Source organism: Chitinophaga barathri (assembly GCF_003807585.1).
In the GTDB taxonomy this organism is placed as follows: Bacteria; Bacteroidota; Bacteroidia; order Chitinophagales; family Chitinophagaceae; genus Chitinophaga; species Chitinophaga barathri.
In genome coordinates, this window is record NZ_RMBX01000005.1 from 46,261 (window position 1) to 66,695 (window position 20,435).

Genomic DNA, 20,435 nt, shown 5'->3' on the forward strand with positions numbered 1-20,435 from the left:
GCACTTTAAACACCATGGCTACACCGACACAACTCAAAGAGATCGTAAGACTGAAATACAGCGAGATAGCCCTGCAAAGCAGGGAAGAAAATGCCGCCTCCTGCTGCGGCGCGGGCGGCTGCTCCACCGAAGTGTACAACATCATGACAGATGATTACACCGGCCTGGAAGGTTATGATCCTGACGCGGATCTCGGCCTTGGCTGCGGCCTCCCCACTCAATTTGCGAAAATCAGCAAGGGCGATGTAGTGATAGACCTGGGCTCGGGCGCCGGGAACGATTGTTTTATAGCCCGTGCCATGACCGGGGAAACCGGTAAAGTGATCGGCATAGACTTCACGCCCGCCATGATCGATAAAGCCCGCATCAATGCGGAAAAGCTAGGGTACAACAACGTGGAGTTCAGGCAGGGGGATATCGAAAAAATGCCGTTATCCGCCAACACCGCGGATGTGGTAGTAAGCAATTGTGTGCTTAACCTCGTGCCGGACAAAGAAGCCGTGATCAAAGAAATATACCGGGTACTGAAGCCCGGCGCACATTTCAGCATTTCAGACATTGTGCTGGAAGGCGAATTGCCCGCCAACATCCGCGAAGCGGCGGAAATGTATGCCGGATGCGTATCCGGAGCCATTCAAAAAGACACCTATCTTGATTTTATCCTGCAAACCGGTTTTGGGAACATTACCATTCAAAAAGAAAAAAAGATCATTATCCCGGATGATATTTTAAGCAGATACCTTGACGCCGCAGAACTGGAAGCCTTCAAACAAAGCGAAACCGGCGTATACAGCCTTACCGTGTATGCGGAAAAGCCAGTAGAGAACGCTGCCTGCTGCGGTACTGATTGTTGCAAATAAATCCCGACCGCATGACTACCAATAATTGCAATCAGGCCGCTGGAAGAAAACATCTCGGCTTTATGGACAGATATCTTACCTTCTGGATTTTCGCAGCCATGGCGGCAGGCGTTGCTTCGGGATATTTTTTCCCGGGCCTGCCCATGCTGATCAGTTCTTATTCCAGCGGCACGACGAACATTCCACTGGCCATCGGGCTGATACTGATGATGTACCCTCCCCTCGCCAAGGTACATTACGAGAAAATGGGAGAGGTATTCATGAATGTAAAAATACTTGGTATCTCTCTCCTGTTGAACTGGGTGATAGGCCCGATGCTGATGTTCCTGCTGGCGGTACTTTTCCTTCATAATTCACCTGAATATATGTACGGCCTTATCCTGATCGGGCTCGCGCGTTGTATAGCCATGGTGATCGTCTGGAGCGAGCTGGCTGAAGGCAACAGGGAATACACTGCCGGGCTGGTCGCGATCAACAGTGTATTCCAGGTGGTATTCTTCAGCGTGTATGCGTGGTTTTTCCTGACCGTATTACCGCCACTCTTCGGTTTATCTGCTCTGCCCGTCAATATTACCATCTGGCAAATCGCGGAAAGTGTAATGATCTATCTCGGCATTCCTTTTGCGGCCGGCGTTATTTCCCGTCTGGTACTGATACGGATAAAAGGGGAGGAATGGTACTTGCAGCGGTTTATTCCATTTATTTCTCCCGTCACACTGATTGCATTGCTGTCCACTATTGTAATAATGTTCAGTTTAAAAGGAGAACTAATTGTACGTATTCCGCTGGATGTGTTACGTATTGCTGTTCCGCTGGTTATTTATTTCGCTCTTATGTTTCTTGCCAGTTTTTTTATAGGCAAGGCACTGGGCGCCGACTACTCCCGGAATGCCGCTATCTCATTCACTGCCGCTGGCAATAATTTTGAGCTGGCCATTGCTGTGGCTATCGGTGTATTCGGCATCAACAGCGGTCAGGCATTTGCCGGGGTGATAGGCCCGCTGGTGGAAGTGCCCGCCCTTATTGCGCTTGTTAACGTGGCCCTTTGGCTCCGAAGAAAATATTATCCTTCTATTCAAACTTACTCCTAATGACCATCGCACTATTCTCAGACATCCACGCAAACCTCCCCGCGCTGGAAGCGTTCTTCAAGGACCTGGACAGCCGCAGGCCAGATGCCGTCTATTGCCTCGGTGACCTCGTAGGTTACAACATCTGGCCCAATGAAGTGATACAGGAAATACGCAAACGCGGCATCCCCACCATTGCCGGCAACTACGATGCGGGTATCGGCAAAAACAGTAACGATTGCGGCTGTGCTTATAAAACAGATGATGAAAAGGTCAATGGTTCCATCTCCATTTCCTTCACCAACGAGATCACCGGGGCGGAAGAAAGGGATTATCTCCGCACGCTGCCCGCACACATCAGGGTGGAGTTCCAGCTCAATGATGACAGAATGAGCCTCCTGCTGGTACACGGCAGTCCCCGGAAGATCAACGAATATCTTTTTGAGGACAGGGATGAAAAAAGCCTGCTGCGTATCATGCAGGATGCAGGCGCGGATATTCTTTGTTTCGGTCATACGCATAAACCTTACCACCGCAGGGTTACAGACGGAGAACGTACGCGTCATGCCATCAACACAGGTTCCGTGGGCAAACCAAAAGACGGGGACGCCCGCGGATGTTATGTGCTGCTGACTATCCTTGAAGACAGCATTACAACCGAGTTCGTACGTTTTGAATATGATGTGGAGAAAGCCGCCAGGGCTGTAGAAGACAGTATTTTGCCCAATGCATATGCGGAGAGTTTACGTAAAGGGATCTGATTTCTTTAGAAAATATCAGTAAGGGGGAAGGCATTTTGCCTTCCTTCACTTTATAGAAAAAAAGATGCCGGCTCAGACGAGACCGGCGTTATCATATTCCACGTCTACAGTACTCTTTAGTACGTTTATGATATCTTTTTTAGTTGAACTCAGAGTTTAACCATCCATATTTCCGGGTTTCTCACCGGGAGGTTGCGCAGCACTTCCTCTACTTCGGGATCATGCTTTAACTTTTGCCACAACCTGAAATAATTTTCATTGTTATAAGCCGCCGCGCCGAACAACAGGAACGGGTGCGCCACAGGCCATTCGTCCCAATACATCACATCCTTTGCAAAAGGCCATTTGCCTTTGTCTTCCACGTAGGGATACATGTAAGCAATGCCTTTCCCGATCGTTTTCCCCGCATCCGCAGTGTACTTCCAGAGATCGTTCCCCGGAGTGCTGAGTATCTGGCAAACGGTGGCCATCGCATCCAGGTTAAATAAGGCGTAACCGTAGGGTTTTGTCCTTCTCAGCTCCTGCGGGAAGCTGCCGTCTCCGGCCATCTGGTTGGGCAGCAACACTTCTTTATAACGGTTGATGCAGAAGTCCGTCCATTTTTTGTCCTGAAGGAAAGAGGAGAAAGCCGCTACCTGCATCACCCAGCATGTGCCATGGTTGTTCTTCGCATTCATTTCATCTTTTCCGTAAGGATGCTCCGTCATAAAGCGGAGATATTCGGCAAACCAGCTTTTTACGGCCGCCAGGTCCGCGTCTTTTAACACGCCCGCTTTTTCCATGATGCGCAAAGCCTGCGCTATTTCAATAAAGTGAACGGTATCGATGATGCCGATGCCGCGGCCGGTAGCCCTGCCTTTGATGGCCTGTGCGTATTGCAGGTTCGGGTTCATGCGTGTGTCCGCGTTGACGAACCATGCCAGGATGTGTTTACGCGCATGCTCCAGGTATTCTTTTTTTCCTTCGGCCACATAGGCTGCTGCCAGAGCGCCCACTACCCTGCTGAACCTCACCATCGCCTGGCGGTGCGCCACGAAGTTATCCGGGTTGGTCTGGCCGTCTTTCTGGATATACGGACTGTCAGCACTGGCGGGGTTGGGCCACCAATAATCGCCCTCTGAATAAAAATCATGTATACCTCCTGCGCTGCGTGGGCTGCTGGCTACGGTAACGGTTACCGGCTGCTGTTGCATGGCCCATTGCGCCTTGGTGACAATATCCGCCCTTCTGGCTATCACGGCCTGTTTCAGCCATTCGTCGCCATTAGCCGCCTGCGCGATGTTCGCGAAGAGGATGCAGATCGTTATGATTAAATATTTTCTCATCGGTTTGATTCGTTGTTGTTGAAGGCAATTTTACTTGCCTGTCAGTATCACTTCCTGCAATTTCATCAGCTCTCCGTTTATCGTGCCCGGCTTCAGTTCCAGGTCGTATGTGCCGGCGGGCAGTTGCAGGGTGGCGTATGTTTCGTTCTCTCCTATCTTTCCTTCTATCTTCTGGTTGCCGGCGGTGAGCACAAAAGTGTTGCCGTTCACACTGTTCTCCTTCACATATTTCAGGTTCAGCTGCAGCACGGCGGGCTCATTCAGCCTGATCTTCCAGCTCAGCCACTGGTCCTGTTTTTTCCAGTTCTGCACAAAGTCCTTTTCCGCTTTCCCATCTCCGTAACCCAGGCCTTTGCCATGCAGTTCCGCATCAAATGCGCGGAGGATGTTTTGTTCTTTTGATGCCAGCAGCCGCGCTTCGTCTCCTTTGATCTCTCCTTCCACTTCCACCGCGATCACGGTGTTCACCGCATCGGGCGCTTTAGCGGGTAAGCTGAATATCCAGTCGCTGGTATTTTTCTTTTTAAAGCTCAGCGTTTTGCCGGAGGCCAGCAGCGACGCGCTTTTTATTTTTCCCTGCAATCCGCCCAGCATCAGTTCTCCGTTTGCCGGCCAGTTAAATACATGCAGGTACAGTTTGTTGCCTTTCCTTGTCACCTCGCCCCAGTACTGCAGCGGAAGCGGTGATGCCCCTGCCCCGTACACGCTCTCACCGTTCACTTTCAGCCAGTCGCCTATTGTATGCAGTATCACCGTGTCCCTCGGATCGATGATGCCGTTGCCCATCGGGCCGATATTCATCAGCAGGTTACCGCCCCTTGCGGTGGCTTTGGCGATCAGCTGGATGAAAAATGCAGCCGGTTTGTGACTGTTATCGTAACGGGAATACCCGTATGATTCATTCGTTGTCGGTATCGCTTCCCAGTCGCCTTCCACGGGATAAAACTCAGCGGGCCTGTCCGCGGTGTTTTTGTAGTCCCCGAAGGAAACGGCCGAACTTCTTGCCAGCCTTCCGTTCACCACCACATTGGGATCTGTTTCACGGATGGCTTTCAGGATGCGGATGTTTTCGGACAGCGGCAGCTTGTGGGGTGTATCGAACCAGATGATGTCCGGGTGATACTTCACCAGCAGCTCTTTGATCTGCGGGATCGATTTTTCATCCACGTATTTTACCGCTTTGGGCAGCAGCTCCGGGTGATGATCGTACCAGTTGGTGCCGCCGTAGAGGTTTTTATCTCCGCCGGGGTTCTGGTAATCCCAGTCGTTGCCCGGTGCGTCAGGATGCTCCCAGTCGAATGCATGGGAATAATAAAAGCCGAACCGGATACCGTATTTTTTGCAGGCCGCGGACAGCTCCTGCATCGGGTCCCTTTTGAACGCCGAGTTCCTTATTGTGTAATCGCCAATGGCTGAAGGATACATCGCCACACCGTCGTGATGTTTGGCGGTGATGATGAGGTACTTCATACCCGCGTCTTTTATCAGCCTCACCCATTCATCCGCGTTAAAATCAACGGGGTTGAATGTTTTGATCAGTTGCTGCGCGTATTCTCCTCTTGGTATTTTTTCCTTCCGCATCAGGTGCTCCGCATACCCGCCTACTTTTTTCCCTTTCCACTCACCGCCCGGTACGGAATACACTCCCCAGTGAATAAAACATCCAAACTTCGCTTCGCGCCACCATGCGATGCGCGCATCGTGGTTTTTCATGGAAGCCGTCCACCAGCCATCCACTGCATCCGCAATGGCAATGCTATCCCTCTTCGCTGCTTTCTGCATCAGGATGCCGTCATCATCTCCCTTGAACTGCGCCAGCCCCTGTATCGATGCGCCCAGTAATGCCGCCGTTATGATGATTGTTATTTTCATAGTGCGGTGATGGTTGTGGTGCCTGCGGATATTGTTATAGCCTGGTCAACTACGGGTTTCAGGTCCAGCGAAGGCAGTTTGCCCGCATCTCCGATCACTTTATTCACAGCAAAACCGTAGTCTTTTATTTCTTTTTTATCTGCTTTAATACCGTTTGCCTGGCTGATGTTCACTTTCTGCCCGGTGCGGATCGTTTGTGCACCCTGGTTCACTTTCGAACGGATCACCGCTTGTTGCAGCACCCCGTTTTTCCAAGCGATATCTACCTCCATGCCGCCTTTTATTCTCAGCCCTTTCACGCTGCCGGTGGGCCATGCGGAGGGCAATGCGGGCAGCAGGTGGATCACGCCGTCGTGGCTCTGCACGAACATTTCGGTGATGCCGGACACTACGCCGAAGTTGCCGTCTATCTGGAAGGGCGGGTGGGCATCAAAGAGGTTCGCATAAGAACCGCCGCTGCTGTCCCCCACACTGATAGAATCGATCGTTGCGAGGAAGAGTTGTTTGTTCAGCATGGTGTAGGCATGATCGCCGTCTTCCAGCCTCGCCCACCAGTTGATCTTCCATGCTTTGGACCATCCTGTGCCTCCGTCGCCTCTCAGCAGCAGGCTTTGTTTGGCGGCCGCTGCCAGTTCAGGCTGACGGCGCGGTGTGATCACGTTGCCGGGATATACGCCGTACAAATGGCTCAGGTGGCGGTGTTTGTCCTTTGCGTCATCCCAGTCCAGGTACCATTCCTGCAATTGGCCTAATCTGCCCGTGTGGAAAGGATACATGTTCTTCAGCACAAATTTCATCTGCTTCACGAAAGCGGGATCTTTTCCCAACGTCTCCGCGGCCAGAATGGTGCGGTTCAGCAGATCATGGATGATAGACAGGTCCATGGTGGAAGCGATGCTTACAGAACCTTTTCGCTCTCCATTCACCAGGAAGTTGTTTTCCGGTGAAGTGGAGGGGTTCGTCACCCATTGGCCGTCCGGATTTTTCACCATCCAGCCCACCATAAATTCCGCCGCACCTTTCATGAGCGGGTATGCTGTATCTGCAAGGAATTTTTCATTCCCGGTGTATGTATAGTGATCCCAGAGATGACGGCAGAACCAGGCTCCGGCCATGGGCCAGATGCCCCAGCGCGGGTCGCCTTTCGGGTCTTTCCAGTCAAAGCCGCCGCTGGGTGAGGTGATGGCCCAGATGTCCGTGTTGTGATGCACGGTCCAGCCTTTCATGCCGTAATTCACCTGTGCGGTCTTTTCCCCGTTCTTCGCCAGCTGCGCGATAAAATCGAACAGCGGGGTGGCGCATTCGTCCAGGTTCGCGGTTTCAACAGGCCAGTAATTCATCTGGGTGTTGATATTCACCGTATAGTTCGAGCCCCATGGCGGCTGCATTTTGTCGTTCCAGAGGCCTTGCAGGTTCATGGCCGGCCCGCCTTTACGGGAGCCTGCAATCATGAGATAACGCCCGTACTGGTACAGCAGCGTGGTGAGCTGCGGGTCGCGGTTGCCTCCAGCCAGCGTGTATTCCCGGAGCCTAACGTCCGTCGGTTTAGGTGCGGAGGTATCTTTTCCAAGGTCCAGTTTCACACGGTTAAATAAAGCCGTGTAGTCGCCGAGATGCGTTTTCAGCAGGTTGTCAAAATTTGCTGAGCCGGCTTTCGACAAATGTTTCACCGCTTCTTCCGCCGGGTTTTTCCCCGCGCTCACGGGATTGTTGAACGGGCCGTTGTAGCTGGTGCCGATGGAAAGCAGCAGTACCGCTTCCGTGGCGCCTTTTACGGTAAGGCCTTTGTCGTCCACTTTGCTGGAGCCGCCTTTCAGGCGGGCCTGCAGGTGCACTTCATATTTGATGCCGTTCTGCGGATCGTATTCAAACGTCCTTTTTTCATATGGCCTGTGCGGCACATAACTTGGGCATTGACCACTGAGTACGATATACCCGTCATTCTTTTTAGAGAGTGTAACGGGCATGGGATTATCAAACAAGGCCTGAAAGTTCAGCGCGCCGGCCTTGCTGCTCCGCCAGCGTATCACCAGCAGTTGCGCGGGATAGCTCACGAATGTTTCTCTTGTATATTCCACGCCGCCGGAAGTATATTTCACGGTGGCAAGTGCTTTATTCAGATCCAGCGAACGTTCATAACCTTTTACGTCATTCACCGGCCCATCGTTCTTTAATAACAGGTTGCCCAGCGTCAGGTAACGGGCGCTGTAGGGGCCCAGCATGAGCCTGCTCAGCGAATCCGCTTTCATATATTCGCCTTTCCACAAAGCTTCTCTTACGAATGGCAGCGTGGTGCGGGCGCCCGGGTTGTTCCCGTCAGACGGGCTGCCGCTCCACAGGAATGCTTCATTTAACTGGAGCTTTTCCTGCTGAACGGAACCGAATATCATGGCTCCGATACGTCCGTTCCCCACCGGGAGCGCTTCGTTCCAGTTCGCGGCCGGCTGGCGATACCAGAGCTTCAGCAGGGGGTCGCCCTGTTGAGCCTGTGCGTGGAACGGTACCGTAAATAATATGATCCCTGCGATCAATCCTTTCATCCTTCCTGTAGTTTAAGCAATTGGCATTGGTTACGACTGTAGCGCGATCTGATCAAATCTCATGCTTGCCGCTATCCACAGGGAGTACGGTTACGCACCGTACCGCCCGTGAATTGCAGCGAAGCATGATTTGTGTAATGAAAGTGTGGTGACTGATCTTCATAACGCGGTGCCGCTTCGTGCGGCATATATAATTAAAGAATTAGAATCTGAAGTGACATTTAGCAAACGTTTGCATTAATCCGGCTGGTTACGTTTTAAAACACGCCCTGAATATAATATCGAAATTATGCAATCGGTTGCAAATTAGGAAACATTATTTTAACTATTGTTAGTATTGGATTCGCATTTTACAAAATGGTTTATATCGCCGGACTGGTGAATCCCAACCGTTGAAGACCGGTTTTCACTTCCGGGCAGCTCATGAAAAGCCGCCACAGTAGCCCACTCCTGTAGTTTTCTATCATCACCACAATAGGTCCCTGGTCTATAGCGAGGTACTGATAGTCAAACCAATTGACGGTTTCATTGAACGCATCGTAAAATCCATATTCTCCCCAAAGCCGGTCCCCCACCTTATTATAGAAGTACTTCAGCGCCTGCATGGAATATTCGGGCGTGTAAGGAAATGAAGACAAGGCCGCGGTGGGGGTGATCACGCCAAGATCGTTCGTTGGTGAGTGCGCGTTATAGAACTCATGGTTGTCGCTGGCGGTGAGGCCCCAGCAATCCTCGCCGTAACCTTTGAACTTCTTCGGGTTTTCTATGCAGTACTGGCGGTTGATAAGCGTATGGTTTTTATTCTGCTCCCAATAATCGGCATATTGATCTTTCAGGCCGCGCGGGTCCAGCCCGAGGAATGAATAATGCGCAAAAAACAGCGGGCCGCCATAAGGAAAGCCCAACGGCAGTTTGATACCATAATATTCCCGTGCCGTGGAAAAGAAGGTGCTTACCGCCCAGCCGTTGTGATAGGCTTTGGCGGAAATGAGATAGTTCGGCGAAGAAGCCGCCAGCACATACGCGATCAGGCATTCGTTCCAGCCGCGTATCTGGTGGTTCATAGCCCAGCCGCTATTCGGGCTCCAGTGCCAGTACAATACTTCCTGCCCGCCCTGGGTGTACCAGTTCCACTCCGTTTCCGCCCACATCCAGGTGATCTTGTTGCGCAGTTCCTGTTCTTTGGGCGTATTGCCGGTGAAATACTGGCGTACGCTCAGCAGCCCCTGCCACATAAAGGCGGATTCCACCACATCTCCCCCATCGTCCCTCCGGCTGAAAGGGACCGTTTTACCGGTGGCGCCGTTCAGCCAGTGCGGCCACATACCGTGGTAATGATCGGCTTTGTACAGGAAGTTCACGATCTTCAGCAAACGCTCCAGCCCCTGCTCCCTGGTTATGAACTTCCGCTCGATGCCCACCAGGATCGCCATCACGCCAAAACCGGAGCCGCCCACGGTCACCACTTCGGGCGTAACGGTGCGCTCCGGCGCCAGGCCGGACACGGGGTGGGCAAACTTCCAGAAATAATCAAAGGTCCGTTGCTGCACGAGCGTCAGCAAAGCAGAGTCCCCCAGCCGTGGCCGGGGGAAATTTTTTTTCTTTTGCGCCGTTGCCGGCAATACAAATATGGTACAGCAAATAATGCAGATCAGGCGACGTGTCATATTATCGGCGTTGTTGTTTCAAATTACAGTTTTTTGTTCATGCAGTGGATGGATCAACCCGACGCAAAAGCTGCTCTTTGCAGTCCCGCGCCGGGTTGAAATATATTGCCCCGGCATTAATTATATCCCGGGTTCTGCGTGAGACGGTTATTACTCAGCAGTCTCTGGTCCTGCGGAATGGGGAACAGTTCGTTTTTATTATCCACGAAGTTTTTCCCATGCGCACGCATCACCACGCCCGCGCGGCCGGTGCGCACCAGGTCCCAGAAGCGGTCATGCTCCATGGCCAGCTCCACCCTTCTTTCCCTCCATATCTTCAAACGCAGGTCCGCCTGCCCGCCTGAAACTGCATTCGGCAGTCCGGCTCGTTTACGTACAATATTCAGCTTTGCCAGCGCTTCGCCGGTATTGCCCAGCTCATTGGCCGCTTCGGCATATTGCAGCAATAATTCACCGTAACGCAGCACGCGGAGGTTTTTGGGCGTACGGTCCGGGCTGTTGCAATAGGGTTCCTGCGTGCGGCTGTGATAAGCTTTGTAATTATAACGGTCGTTTTCCACGGAATCGCGGCTGGGTACGCGGAAGCCATCCCAGAGCACGGTGCCGTTCGGCTGAATGGTAATGATAGTGGCTTCTCTCCTTTTATCGCCGGGCTCGTAAGCGGCTACCAGGTCCGCGGTGGGATTATTAAACCCAAACCCGAAGTCCGACCAGCCCCTTCTGGCACGGATGCCCTGGCTATTCGCATACAGCTCGATAGCGGCGTTGCAGGCCGCGTTGGTACCGGTCTGTACTTCAAAGATGGATTCAATGGAATTGGCCCCCCTGGTACGCCAGATATCGGCATAATTGGAAAGGGTATCATACAGCCCGGAAGTAATGACCGCCTGGCTCAGCTCGAATGTTTTCTGCCAGTTCTTCTGGTACATATATACTTTCCCGAGCAGCATCTGCGCCGCGCCTTTGGTAATACGGCCCACCGGTGTTGCGCCTTTCAGCGGCAGGTTGTCTACCGCAAACTGAAGGTCTTCTATGATCAGGGCATAAATATCCGCAGCGGTAGCCCGTGTCTGGAAAGCGTCCGAGTTTGCTTCTTCAGGCGTAGGCACCCTGTCTATTTTGGGTACGCCGCCATAAGTACGTACGAGGTTAAAATAGAAATACCCGCGCAGGAAACGCACTTCGCCGATCAGCCTGTTCTTATCGGCTTCATCGATGGGGCTCAGCGGCAGTTTGTCCAGCGCCTGGTTCGCGCGCGCAATGGCCTGGTAATATCCCGTCCATAAATTACCTACAATGGCATTCGTGGGGCCGTAGGTGAAATTATCTATTTCCAGCGCAGGGCTGTAATCCTGCGGTGTGCTGCCTTTGTCCGCATCGTCGCTGACGATGCTGGTGAGCGTGATGAACTGGAGACCGTGCACATCAGGCCCGAAGCCGCCCAGCCACATCACATTGTACACGCCGTTCGTAAGGTCCACGGCCGCATTCGGGTTCGTGCGTATTTCTTCTTCGGTAACCCTGCCTTGTGGCGGAATATCCAGGAAACCATCTCCGCAGCCCGTATACAAAAGTATGGCCGTTAATAGCAGTGGTATATAGATCAGTTTTTTCATGATGTCGCATTTAAAATGTTACGTTCAAGCCTATCGCAAAGGTTTTTGTAGTGGGGTACGGATAAAGCTCTATACCTGCATCCAGCGGGCTGGTGCTGTTCTGTAAAGACAGGAACCCGTCCCGCTTGGTAGCGCCGGATACCAGTTCTGGTGAGAAGCCGGTGAACTTCTTAATGGTAAAGAGGTTCTGCGAGGTCAGGTATATCCTCAGCCGTTCGAATTTTATACGCTCGAGCACTGCTTTCGGAAGCGAATACCCCAGTGTGATATTGTTCATCCTGAAGAAGTTGCCGGATTCGATAAAATAATCTGAAGCGGGCGTGCTGCCCAGCAGTACCCTTGGGTCCGTGGTGGAGGGCCGGGCAGAGGTCCAGCGTTTGTCCGCATAACTGGCTTCTATGTTATCTGTGATCTCGTAACGGAACGCCTTTTTACCATTGTAGATTTTATTCCCCGCGTTGCCATAAAAGTCCACGCTAAAATCAAAACTTTTGTAGTTGGCGCCCAGGTTGATGCCGTAGTAGAGTTTCGGCTGATAACTTCCGGCGTACACACGGTCATCGGAGTTGATCAGCCCGTCCCCGTTTGCATCGCGGTAGCGCAGGTCACCGGGTGCGGCGTTCGGCTGTATCTTCCCGCCGTCTTTATTCAGGTAATTGTCGATCTCTGCCTGGTTCTGGAACACGCCTTCCGCATCCAGCACAAAAAAACTGCCGATAGGCTGGCCGTTGTCGGTTTTGGTGATATTGCCCTGCTGGCCTACGCCACCACGGAACAGCGGCTGGCCCTGGTTGAGGCCCGTCACTTTATTGTCGTTGAGCGTAAGGTTGCCGCCGATGGTATAGTTGAAGTCATCGGAGATCTTGTCTTTCCAGCCCAGGGTAAATTCCCAGCCCTTGTTCACAAAAGAACCGGCGTTCGTGGTGTATTCATTGTCCGGGTCACCCAGCAGGCCGGGTATCCGCACGGTCACCAGTGCGTCGATGGTTTCTTTGTTATAGTAGTTTACTTCACCGGTCAGCCTGCTGTCCATCATGCTGAACTCCAGTCCGAAGTCGTATTCCTGCGTGGTTTCCCATTTCAGGTTCCGGTCTTTAATGTCGGACAGGTTTGTGCCCAGCGTGGCTGTGCCGTTGAAGAAATAAAGCAGCCCGGAGTTGGCCGTGAGTATATACAGGTTGGAAGCGATATTGTCGTTGCCGATGCGCCCCCAGCTGCCGCGGAGCTTCAGGAAGTTGAACAGCTTCTGGTTCTGCATAAAGTCTTCCTGCGAGATCACCCAGCCCAGGCCTACCGCGGGGAAATAACCGTTCCGGTTATCCGAGGGGAAACGCGAGGAAGCATCGTTACGGAAAGATGCGGAGAGCAGGTATTTGTCGTCGTAACTGTAGTTCACCCTCGCCAGTATGGAGGTACGGGCGTATTTGTCGCCGTCCGAAGTATTGGTGGAAGTGTTTGGGTCACCGGCGATGAGATACCAGAGGTCCGTGCTGTTCGGCACATTCCGGCGGGAGCCTTCGATGTAGTCCCCTGCGTATTTCTGTGCGGTATAACCCGCCAGCACGGTGAGGTCATGTTTGTCAAACCGCTGCTGGTAAGTAGCGGTATTTTCCCACAGCCATTCGGTGCCTTGTTCTTTTACGATGGTCAGCTGGCTTTCAGGCCGCTGCTGGTTGCCGCCCGCCACCAGGAAGGTGACTTCGTCGTTGAGGTATTTATCATTGTATTTACGCCTGTTCTGGAAGCCCTGGTTCACGCCGATGCTGGAGCGCAGGCGGAGCCATTTCCAGGGGGAATATTCGAGATAAGTGGTTCCCTGGAGGCGGTTCTCATAGATCTCGTCATTTGTTTTATCCAGCGTCAGGATGGGGTTGCCTACGTTCTGGAAAGCGGAGGTATTGCCGTAGCGCCCGTCCCGCTTGATGGGGATCACCGGCGCGGCGCGGTAAGTATTGGTGTAAATGTCATCCAGTTGCACAAAGTCTGTTTCATTGTGCATGTACGACAGCTGCGTGACGAATTTCAGTTTGTCCTCCACGATGTTCCACTCATTGTTCGAACGGATCGTGAAGCGGTCGTACTGGTTGTTCCGCACAATGCCCTGGTCTGTAAGGTACCCGACGTTGAAGTAATACAGGAACTTTTCACTGCCGCCGGAGAGGGATATATTATGCGTCTGCTGGAAACCTTTCCGCAGCACATCCCCGTACCAGTCTGTATCGGCGCCGAAGTCCGGGATAGTCACCTGCGGGCCTGCATCCGCCAGGAAGGCGGTGTATTGCTGGGTATTGGCCATTTCCACGAGATTGGCGGCCTGGCGCCAGCCCGCGGTCATGTTGTAGCTCACTTCCATTTTGCCGGCCTGGCCGCGTTTGGTAGTGATGATGATCACGCCGTTTGCCCCGCGCACACCATAAATAGCGGCCGAGGATGCATCTTTCAGTACATCCATGCTCACGATGTCCGCCGTATTGATGTTGCGGATGTCGTTGGTAAGAATGCCGTCCACCACATACAGCGGTTCCGCTCCCGCGAGCATACTACCCGTACCGCGTACACGCACCTGCGGTTGCGATCCGGGCTGGCCAGAACTGATGATCTGCACACCGGCCAGTTTGCCCTGCACACCCTGGGTAGCGGTGTTCACCGGTTGTTTGGCAATTTCTTCGCCCCGCACGCTGCCCACAGCGCCGGTAACGTCCCTTTTGCGGCGGGTGCCGTACCCTACCACCACCACCTGTTCCAGTTCGGAAGCGGAGGAAGTCATCACCACATCCACTGTAGTGCGCCCCGCGAGGGCAATTTCCTGCTGCGTATACCCGATGTACGAGAATTGCAGTGTGGCGTTGGCATCGGGCACATTGATGGAATAAGTGCCGTCCGGCTGGGTGACCGTGCCCGTGGAGGTGCCTTTTACCTGGATGGTAACGCCGGGAATAGGTGCGCCGTCACTGCCTTTGACGGTGCCTTTTATGGTAATGGCCTGCATAAACGCGCCCGAACCACGGGCAAGTGTGGCAAGGGGTTGCAGGAATAGCCATAAGAAAACGGAATACAGTAGTAAGCCTGGTTTCATAATAACGTGTTTAAGCTCATCAATATGGGTTGATTGGGTGTAGGGAGAAACAAGACAGGCCCTGGGTTATAAAAGAATTACACCCATGGTGAATCGAATGTTCAATCTGAATGATAGAAAGACAGTAAAGCGGAATTAAATCTGGTTAATAATACACAGCAATTTACGTACCCGCACTGCGGCATAAGGTCGGTAACAACACAAAATGTCGGGCATAAAAGACAGAAAATCAATAATAATGTCTTTTTAAATCGACACAATAAGCTTATTTTTGCCTTTTACAATCGACAGATCATGGAGATTTTAATCGAGTTCCAGGACCGCCTGCTCAAAAGTACTACCAACGATTTTCGCAGATACCTGCATGGGCAGATCAACTGGAAACAACGGATGATTGCCATAAAAGGGCCCAGGGGCGCAGGGAAAACCACCTTGTTCCTCCAATACCTCAAATTTGACCTGGGGCTTCCGTCAACGGCTTTGTACATCACCGCGGATCATACCTGGTTTTACAATCACAGCCTGCTGGAAACCGCAACTGACTGGTATAAAATGGGCGGCAGAACGTTGTTTATAGACGAAGTACATAAATACCCGCAGTGGTCGAGAGAGCTTAAAAATATATATGACGGACTGCCTGATATGCAGGTGGTTTTTTCCGCGTCCTCCGCGCTTGACATCTACCGGGGCGAGGCGGACCTTAGCAGGAGAGTGATCACCTATACCCTGCCCGGCCTGTCCTTCAGGGAATATCTTTCTTTTATCACCGGCAAACAGTTTGATCATATTGCTTTAGCCGATCTTCCCACCCGGCACCGCGATTTTAGCCGGCAGATATTACATGAGCTGCAACCACTGCCTTTTTTTAAGAAATATTTGCAGAACGGATACCTGCCGATCATAGCGGAAGGAGAAGCCGAGTACCTCTTAAAATTGGAGCAGGTCGTAAATGCGATAGTGGATGTTGACCTGTCCTATATCGCTTCTTTTAATGCAGGCACCGCCATTAAGATCAAAAAACTCCTGGCCGTAATAGCGGAATCGGTTCCTTTTAAGCCTAATATCGCTGCCCTTGCGCGAAAGCTGGACATGAGCAGGGATAGTGTTTACCAGTATATCTATCTTCTCAAAGATGCAAGACTGTTGAATGTATTGTCTGCCGAGGGTTCAGGTGTATCCACTTTGCAGAAACCAGATAAAATATACCTCGAAAACACCAACCTCATCCATACGATGACCGAGCGGCCCGAAACAGGTAATATCAGGGAAACCTTCCTGCTCGGGCAGTTATTAAACAGCGGCAAAGTGGTATACGCCCCTCCCGCAGGCGATTTCCAGGTAGGTGATATGGTCATTGAAGCAGGTGGTAAAAATAAAAAAGCGACCCAGGTAAAGGATACACTTCAGTACATGATAGCCGCCGATGATATTGAAACCGGCATCGGCACACAGGTTCCCTTATGGCTGTTTGGTTTTTTATATTAAAAAGAAAAAGCCGCTCCATAGCTGAAGCGGCTTTCTTTATACAAAATTATCTCCCCCCGGCTTATTTCATCCGTCCTTCGATATCTTTCCAGTTGTAATAATGGAACACTCTCCCGTTGCTCATCGCTACAAATAATCCCCCGGGGAATTTACCGCCGAATGTCACCGGCGTAATGTCAGAGCCATCGCTTTCCACGGTGGACACTGGTACTTCGGCAACAAATTCGTTGGCCCCTTCTCTTTTGAAGATCATGAATGTATTCGCCTGCTGGTTGGACACCAGGAGGTAACCGGTGCTGTCCGTAACGGGGTAAATGGAAATTCCTTCGTGGTCGGATGTGAATCCCTGCTGACCGATGAAGTTCAGCTCGTGGTTGTCTTTTTTGTCGGGGTCCGCGTAATATTTGCGCACGCCAACGGTTTCATCTGAATAATAAACAAACCCCAGCTTGTTGTCCACCGCGATCGCTTCCACTTCTTTTTTGCCGCTGTATTGGCCGAATTTTCTCACCACGTCAGCTTTGAAGTTTCCGCGACCGTCTTCCTGCAGGCGGTATTGCCAGAGGTATCCATCGGCCGGGCCTTCTTTTCTGCCCACAATCACAAATACGGCTGAATCGGTAAGGCGGGTATAGGTAGCGATACCCATCGGGTCCCCCTGCTGCTCGCCGGCGAATACGGGGATGCCGCCATTGTCCAGGGGCTGAAAATCGGGCAGGCGGAATATCCTCATCCTGCGCGTTTCCCTTTCGGTGAGCACCGCAATGTCCACCAGCTGGCCGTTTACGGGCACATCATATGCAATGTCCACATTGTTCGGCCGTTGCAGTTTTACTGATTTACGAACGATCTTGCCGTCCAGGTCAAAGGCGTACAGCGCGCCGTCACTGTCCTTGTCCGTGCCGATGATCAGGCTTTTCAGGGTATCCTTCCGGTTGATCCAGATAGCGGGATCGTCCGTATCATGACCCACCGGTTCAGTCACCAGGGCCGGTTTCAGCGCATTTTCCGCTACGGGCGCATGTTCGTTGCACGCCGCGGATACCAGCGCCAGGGCAATATATGTCAATGTTAATCTCGTCATCATACTGATTTATGCAATTTACAGATCGAATTTAAAACCGAAGTTGTACCGGGGGCGGTAAAACTCTTCCTGCATGGTCCTTTCCCGGATGCCCTGGAAATAACGCAACGGCTGGTTGGTGAGATTGTTCGCCTCGCCGAATACACGCAGGTTTTGCGTCAGTTTCACGGAAGCGTTCGCATCCAGGAAAAACTGGCGGTCATAAAAACGGTCCTCAAAATCAGATCCGCCTAATTCATCGAGATAAGAAGCGGCGTAGTTGCCGGAGATACGGGCGGTGAAGAATTTGTTTTCGTAAGACAATGAAGCGTTGAACATATGCGGGGCGGTGCCGGGCAGGGTTACGCCGATGCGTTTTTCACCGTCGCCGTTGTACACGCCGTCCGCTTCGGATTTGGTATAGGTGTAGTTCACATAAATACCAAAACCTTTGGCGAAGCCCGGCAGGAAGTCCAGCTGGCGCTGCAGGGCTACTTCAAAGCCGTAGACTTTTACTTTGTTGCCGTTGCGGGCCTGTTTGTACGCCCAGGTATCGCCATCGGGGATGGGATTGTTCAGCGTGGGATAGTCCGCCGCAAATTTCGCGGTGCTGTATTGCTGATCGCTGTAGGTGTAAATGAAGTCTTTGATGTTTTTATAGAACACGCCTCCGGAGAGGATGCCCACCGATTTGAAATACTGCTCCGCCATAAAATCGAAGTTGGTGGCGTATGCTGCTTTCAGGTTAGGATTGCCCGCGCTCAGTTCTTCATCATCCGCCACGCTGCTCACATACGGCGCAAGGTCGTAATAGTTGGGGCGTGCAATGGATGTGGTGGCTGCAAGGCGCAGTACCAGGTTTTCAGTGGCGTTGAACTTAAAGGTGATGCCGGGCAACACGTTCAGGTAATCGTTTTTGATGGTACGCTGCCCGGTGAGATTTTCTTCATCTTCCACCACATTTCCTTCGTATTCGGTGCTGGTGTTTTCAAACCGTACACCGGCTATGAAAGACAATTTGGAGGTGATGTCCTGGTCCCAGCGGATATATCCTGCCGTAATGGTTTCTTTGGCTTTGTAGTTCTCGGCCAGGTATTCGGAGGGGTCGGCTTCTTTGTTGAACAATGCGGGATTGTTCAGGTCCAGGCCACCGAGGAAATCCGGGGCGATGAAAGAGCCGGGCACATATTGTTTACCGGGCTGGAAGTTGTGACCGTCCCAGAACACCCTGGGCATTTTGTCCAGTGTTTCAAATTCGGTGATGGGCTCGTACTCAAAGAAATTGTTATCTCTTTTTTTGTCTTTCAGCCTCAGGCGGGCGCCTACGCGCATACGGCCTTTCTGCTGCGGGATCACGCTGAGCGGGAAACGCAGGTTCAATTTCAGGCCCAGCTCGCTTTCGCGGGTGAAGTCGTTGTTTTCGGTCACGGAGTTAAATTCGTAATCGGCGTCCGTGATGCCGGGGGCGCTTACCATCGGGCGGCGGGGATTGGCGAGGTTCAGCGTGAGCGGAACGTCTTCGGCTTCGTATTCAATGTATCTTTCGTGCGCGGCTTTTTCGCTGCCGGCGGAATAAGTGGCGCTCCAGTTCAGGTCCAGCTTGCTGTTCAGCAGGTGATCGCCGCGGAGGGAGTAGTTTTGCAGGCGTTGTGTTTCCAGCCTGCGGTTTTTCCCGCGGTTGCCGCCGATGCCGCCTTTGTTTTCCTTGCTCAGGCTGCCTGTGTAACCGGTAATGTTATCGTCCGCGTCATACTCGGGCTCGATGTCGTTATAACCTTGCGCGTAGCGGTTTTCACGATCGTCTCTCCAGTTGTAGATAGCATTCAGGTAAATGACGTTGTTCGGGTTAAAACGGTAATCCAGCGCGCCGGAAATGCTTCTGCGGATACGTTGTACGTAGTACTGGCGGATGCCTAGCTCTTCCGTGTAAACGTTCCCAAAATCGTCTTTCGCCCATACAGGCTCTATGTTGTCCGAACCGTAATCGTTGTTGTTATAGGAAGCGCTTAATACGGCGCCCAGTTTTTTGTTGAAGAAGCGGTTGCCCAATACGAGCGCACCGTTGTAGATCGGTTTCTCGCGGATGGGGTTGTAACCGGTGGACAGGGTGGCGGATACGCGCGGGCCGTTTGGCGCGGCGCGGGTCACCAGGTTCACGGAGCCGCCGATGGCGTCCGCGTCCATGTCCGGGGTGAGGGTTTTGCTCAGTTCAATGGTCTGGATCATGTCCGAGGGGATCAGGTCCATCTGCACGTTGCGGTTGTCGCCTTCGGCGGAGGGTATACGGTCACCGTTGAGCGTCACGGAGTTCAGCTGCGGCGCGAGGCCGCGGATGATGATGTTCCGGGCTTCGCCCTGGTCGTTCTGCATGGTTACGCCGGGTATCCGTTTGATGGCGTCGCCGATGTTACCGTCCGGGAAGCGGCCGATCTGGTCCGCGCTCACTACGTTGGTCACATTGGGATTGTTTTTCTGCTGGTTCAGCGCTTTGGCCTGGCCGCGCAGGCGGTCCCCCACGATCAGTACTTCTTTCCCTGCAATGCCGCCGGCGTCGAGGCCCAGCTCTACCGCCTGGTTTTTGCCGGAAGTAACGGTCACTTCCTGGGAGATCTTTTCATAACCTATATAGGTCACCTCCAGGGTATACTGCCCGGCGGGTACATTCAGGAACTCAAATTTCCCCTGCTGGTCGCTCACCGTGTAGTGATTACCGGGACTGAGCTTCAGCGTAGCTCCCGGGAGGGAAAGACGCTGTTTTTTATCCATAATATGACCGGTCACCAGCCCGGTGCCCTGGGCAAAGCCGAGGACGCTGATGCAGCACAAGATCATTACAGATAGAATTTTTTTTATCCGTGCAACCTGTCTTTTTAATTGCCGGATAGAACCTCGCGGTTTATCCCCCTGTGCGTTAAAATTTATTACGCTCGGTTTCATTGGTATCTTTTTTATTGGTTTGGATAACACCGGGAAAAAACGGCCGTCATTTTTCCCGATGCCCAAAGATGCGCATGAAGTGGCCCGGCAGGCAAATTTTGAGCGTATACAAAAAGGAAACAGCGTTAACAGCTGCGTGAACAAAGCGGCAACAGCGTGAACA

At 52.4% G+C, this 20,435-nt stretch carries 13 protein-coding genes; 5 read left to right on the forward strand and 8 right to left on the reverse strand.

The window, feature by feature from the left end:
• Nucleotides 1–14: 14 nt before the first annotated feature.
• The 3 genes from EG028_RS10245 (at nt 15) to EG028_RS10255 (ending at nt 2,691) form a co-directional block, all read left to right on the forward strand.
• Nucleotides 15–860 (forward strand): arsenite methyltransferase, encoded by an 846-nt coding sequence (locus EG028_RS10245; protein ID WP_120516610.1) that lies wholly within the window; start codon nt 15–17, stop codon nt 858–860.
• 62 nt (nt 861–922) lie between these two features.
• A complete protein-coding gene (arsB, locus tag EG028_RS10250; RefSeq protein ID WP_277749891.1) occupies nt 923–1,951 on the forward strand; it encodes an ACR3 family arsenite efflux transporter in 1,029 nt (342 codons plus the stop codon).
• Nucleotides 1,951–2,691 (forward strand): metallophosphoesterase family protein, encoded by a 741-nt coding sequence (locus EG028_RS10255; RefSeq protein ID WP_120516608.1) that lies wholly within the window; start codon nt 1,951–1,953, stop codon nt 2,689–2,691. The genes arsB and EG028_RS10255 overlap by 1 nt, the downstream gene beginning before the upstream one ends.
• 149 nt (nt 2,692–2,840) lie before the next feature.
• On the opposite strand, the gene EG028_RS10260 is transcribed toward EG028_RS10255, so the two are convergent.
• From EG028_RS10260 to EG028_RS10285, 6 genes are all read right to left on the reverse strand, one after another.
• The gene (locus tag EG028_RS10260) at nt 2,841–4,016 is read right to left on the reverse strand and encodes an alginate lyase family protein (protein WP_120516607.1); all 1,176 of its coding nucleotides are present in this window, start codon (nt 4,014–4,016) and stop codon (nt 2,841–2,843) included.
• A 30-nt stretch (nt 4,017–4,046) separates the two neighbouring features.
• Nucleotides 4,047–5,888: an alpha-L-fucosidase gene (locus tag EG028_RS10265; protein ID WP_120516606.1), complete on the reverse strand. Its 1,842-nt coding sequence runs from the start codon at nt 5,886–5,888 to the stop codon at nt 4,047–4,049.
• The gene (locus EG028_RS10270; RefSeq protein WP_120516605.1) at nt 5,885–8,428 is read right to left on the reverse strand and encodes a glycoside hydrolase family 95 protein; all 2,544 of its coding nucleotides are present in this window, start codon (nt 8,426–8,428) and stop codon (nt 5,885–5,887) included. Before EG028_RS10270 ends, EG028_RS10265 begins: the two co-directional genes overlap by 4 nt.
• A 362-nt stretch (nt 8,429–8,790) precedes the next feature.
• On the reverse strand, nt 8,791–10,095 hold the full coding sequence (locus tag EG028_RS10275) for a glucoamylase family protein (protein WP_120516604.1): 1,305 nt from the start codon (nt 10,093–10,095) through the stop codon (nt 8,791–8,793).
• Between the two features lie 116 nt (nt 10,096–10,211).
• On the reverse strand, nt 10,212–11,711 hold the full coding sequence (locus EG028_RS10280; RefSeq protein WP_120516603.1) for a RagB/SusD family nutrient uptake outer membrane protein: 1,500 nt from the start codon (nt 11,709–11,711) through the stop codon (nt 10,212–10,214).
• Between the two features lie 10 nt (nt 11,712–11,721).
• A complete protein-coding gene (locus EG028_RS10285) occupies nt 11,722–14,787 on the reverse strand; it encodes a SusC/RagA family TonB-linked outer membrane protein (protein ID WP_120516602.1) in 3,066 nt (1,021 codons plus the stop codon).
• Nucleotides 14,788–15,081: 294 nt separating this feature from the next.
• Between EG028_RS10285 and EG028_RS10290 the strand changes: the two genes are divergently transcribed.
• A complete protein-coding gene (locus EG028_RS10290; protein ID WP_120516601.1) occupies nt 15,082–16,272 on the forward strand; it encodes an ATP-binding protein in 1,191 nt (396 codons plus the stop codon).
• Nucleotides 16,273–16,333: 61 nt separating this feature from the next.
• Here the strand turns inward: EG028_RS10290 and EG028_RS10295 are convergent, their stop codons facing one another.
• Nucleotides 16,334–17,359: a phytase gene (locus EG028_RS10295; RefSeq protein ID WP_120516600.1), complete on the reverse strand. Its 1,026-nt coding sequence runs from the start codon at nt 17,357–17,359 to the stop codon at nt 16,334–16,336.
• A gap of 15 nt (nt 17,360–17,374) precedes the next feature.
• A complete protein-coding gene (locus EG028_RS10300) occupies nt 17,375–20,167 on the reverse strand; it encodes a TonB-dependent receptor (RefSeq protein ID WP_120516599.1) in 2,793 nt (930 codons plus the stop codon).
• Between EG028_RS10300 and EG028_RS10305 the strand changes: the two genes are divergently transcribed.
• Nucleotides 20,151–20,432, forward strand: a complete 282-nt coding sequence (locus EG028_RS10305) for a hypothetical protein (protein WP_123864627.1) — start codon at nt 20,151–20,153, stop codon at nt 20,430–20,432. The genes EG028_RS10300 and EG028_RS10305 overlap by 17 nt on opposite strands.
• The last annotated feature ends 3 nt before the right edge of the window (nt 20,433–20,435 follow it).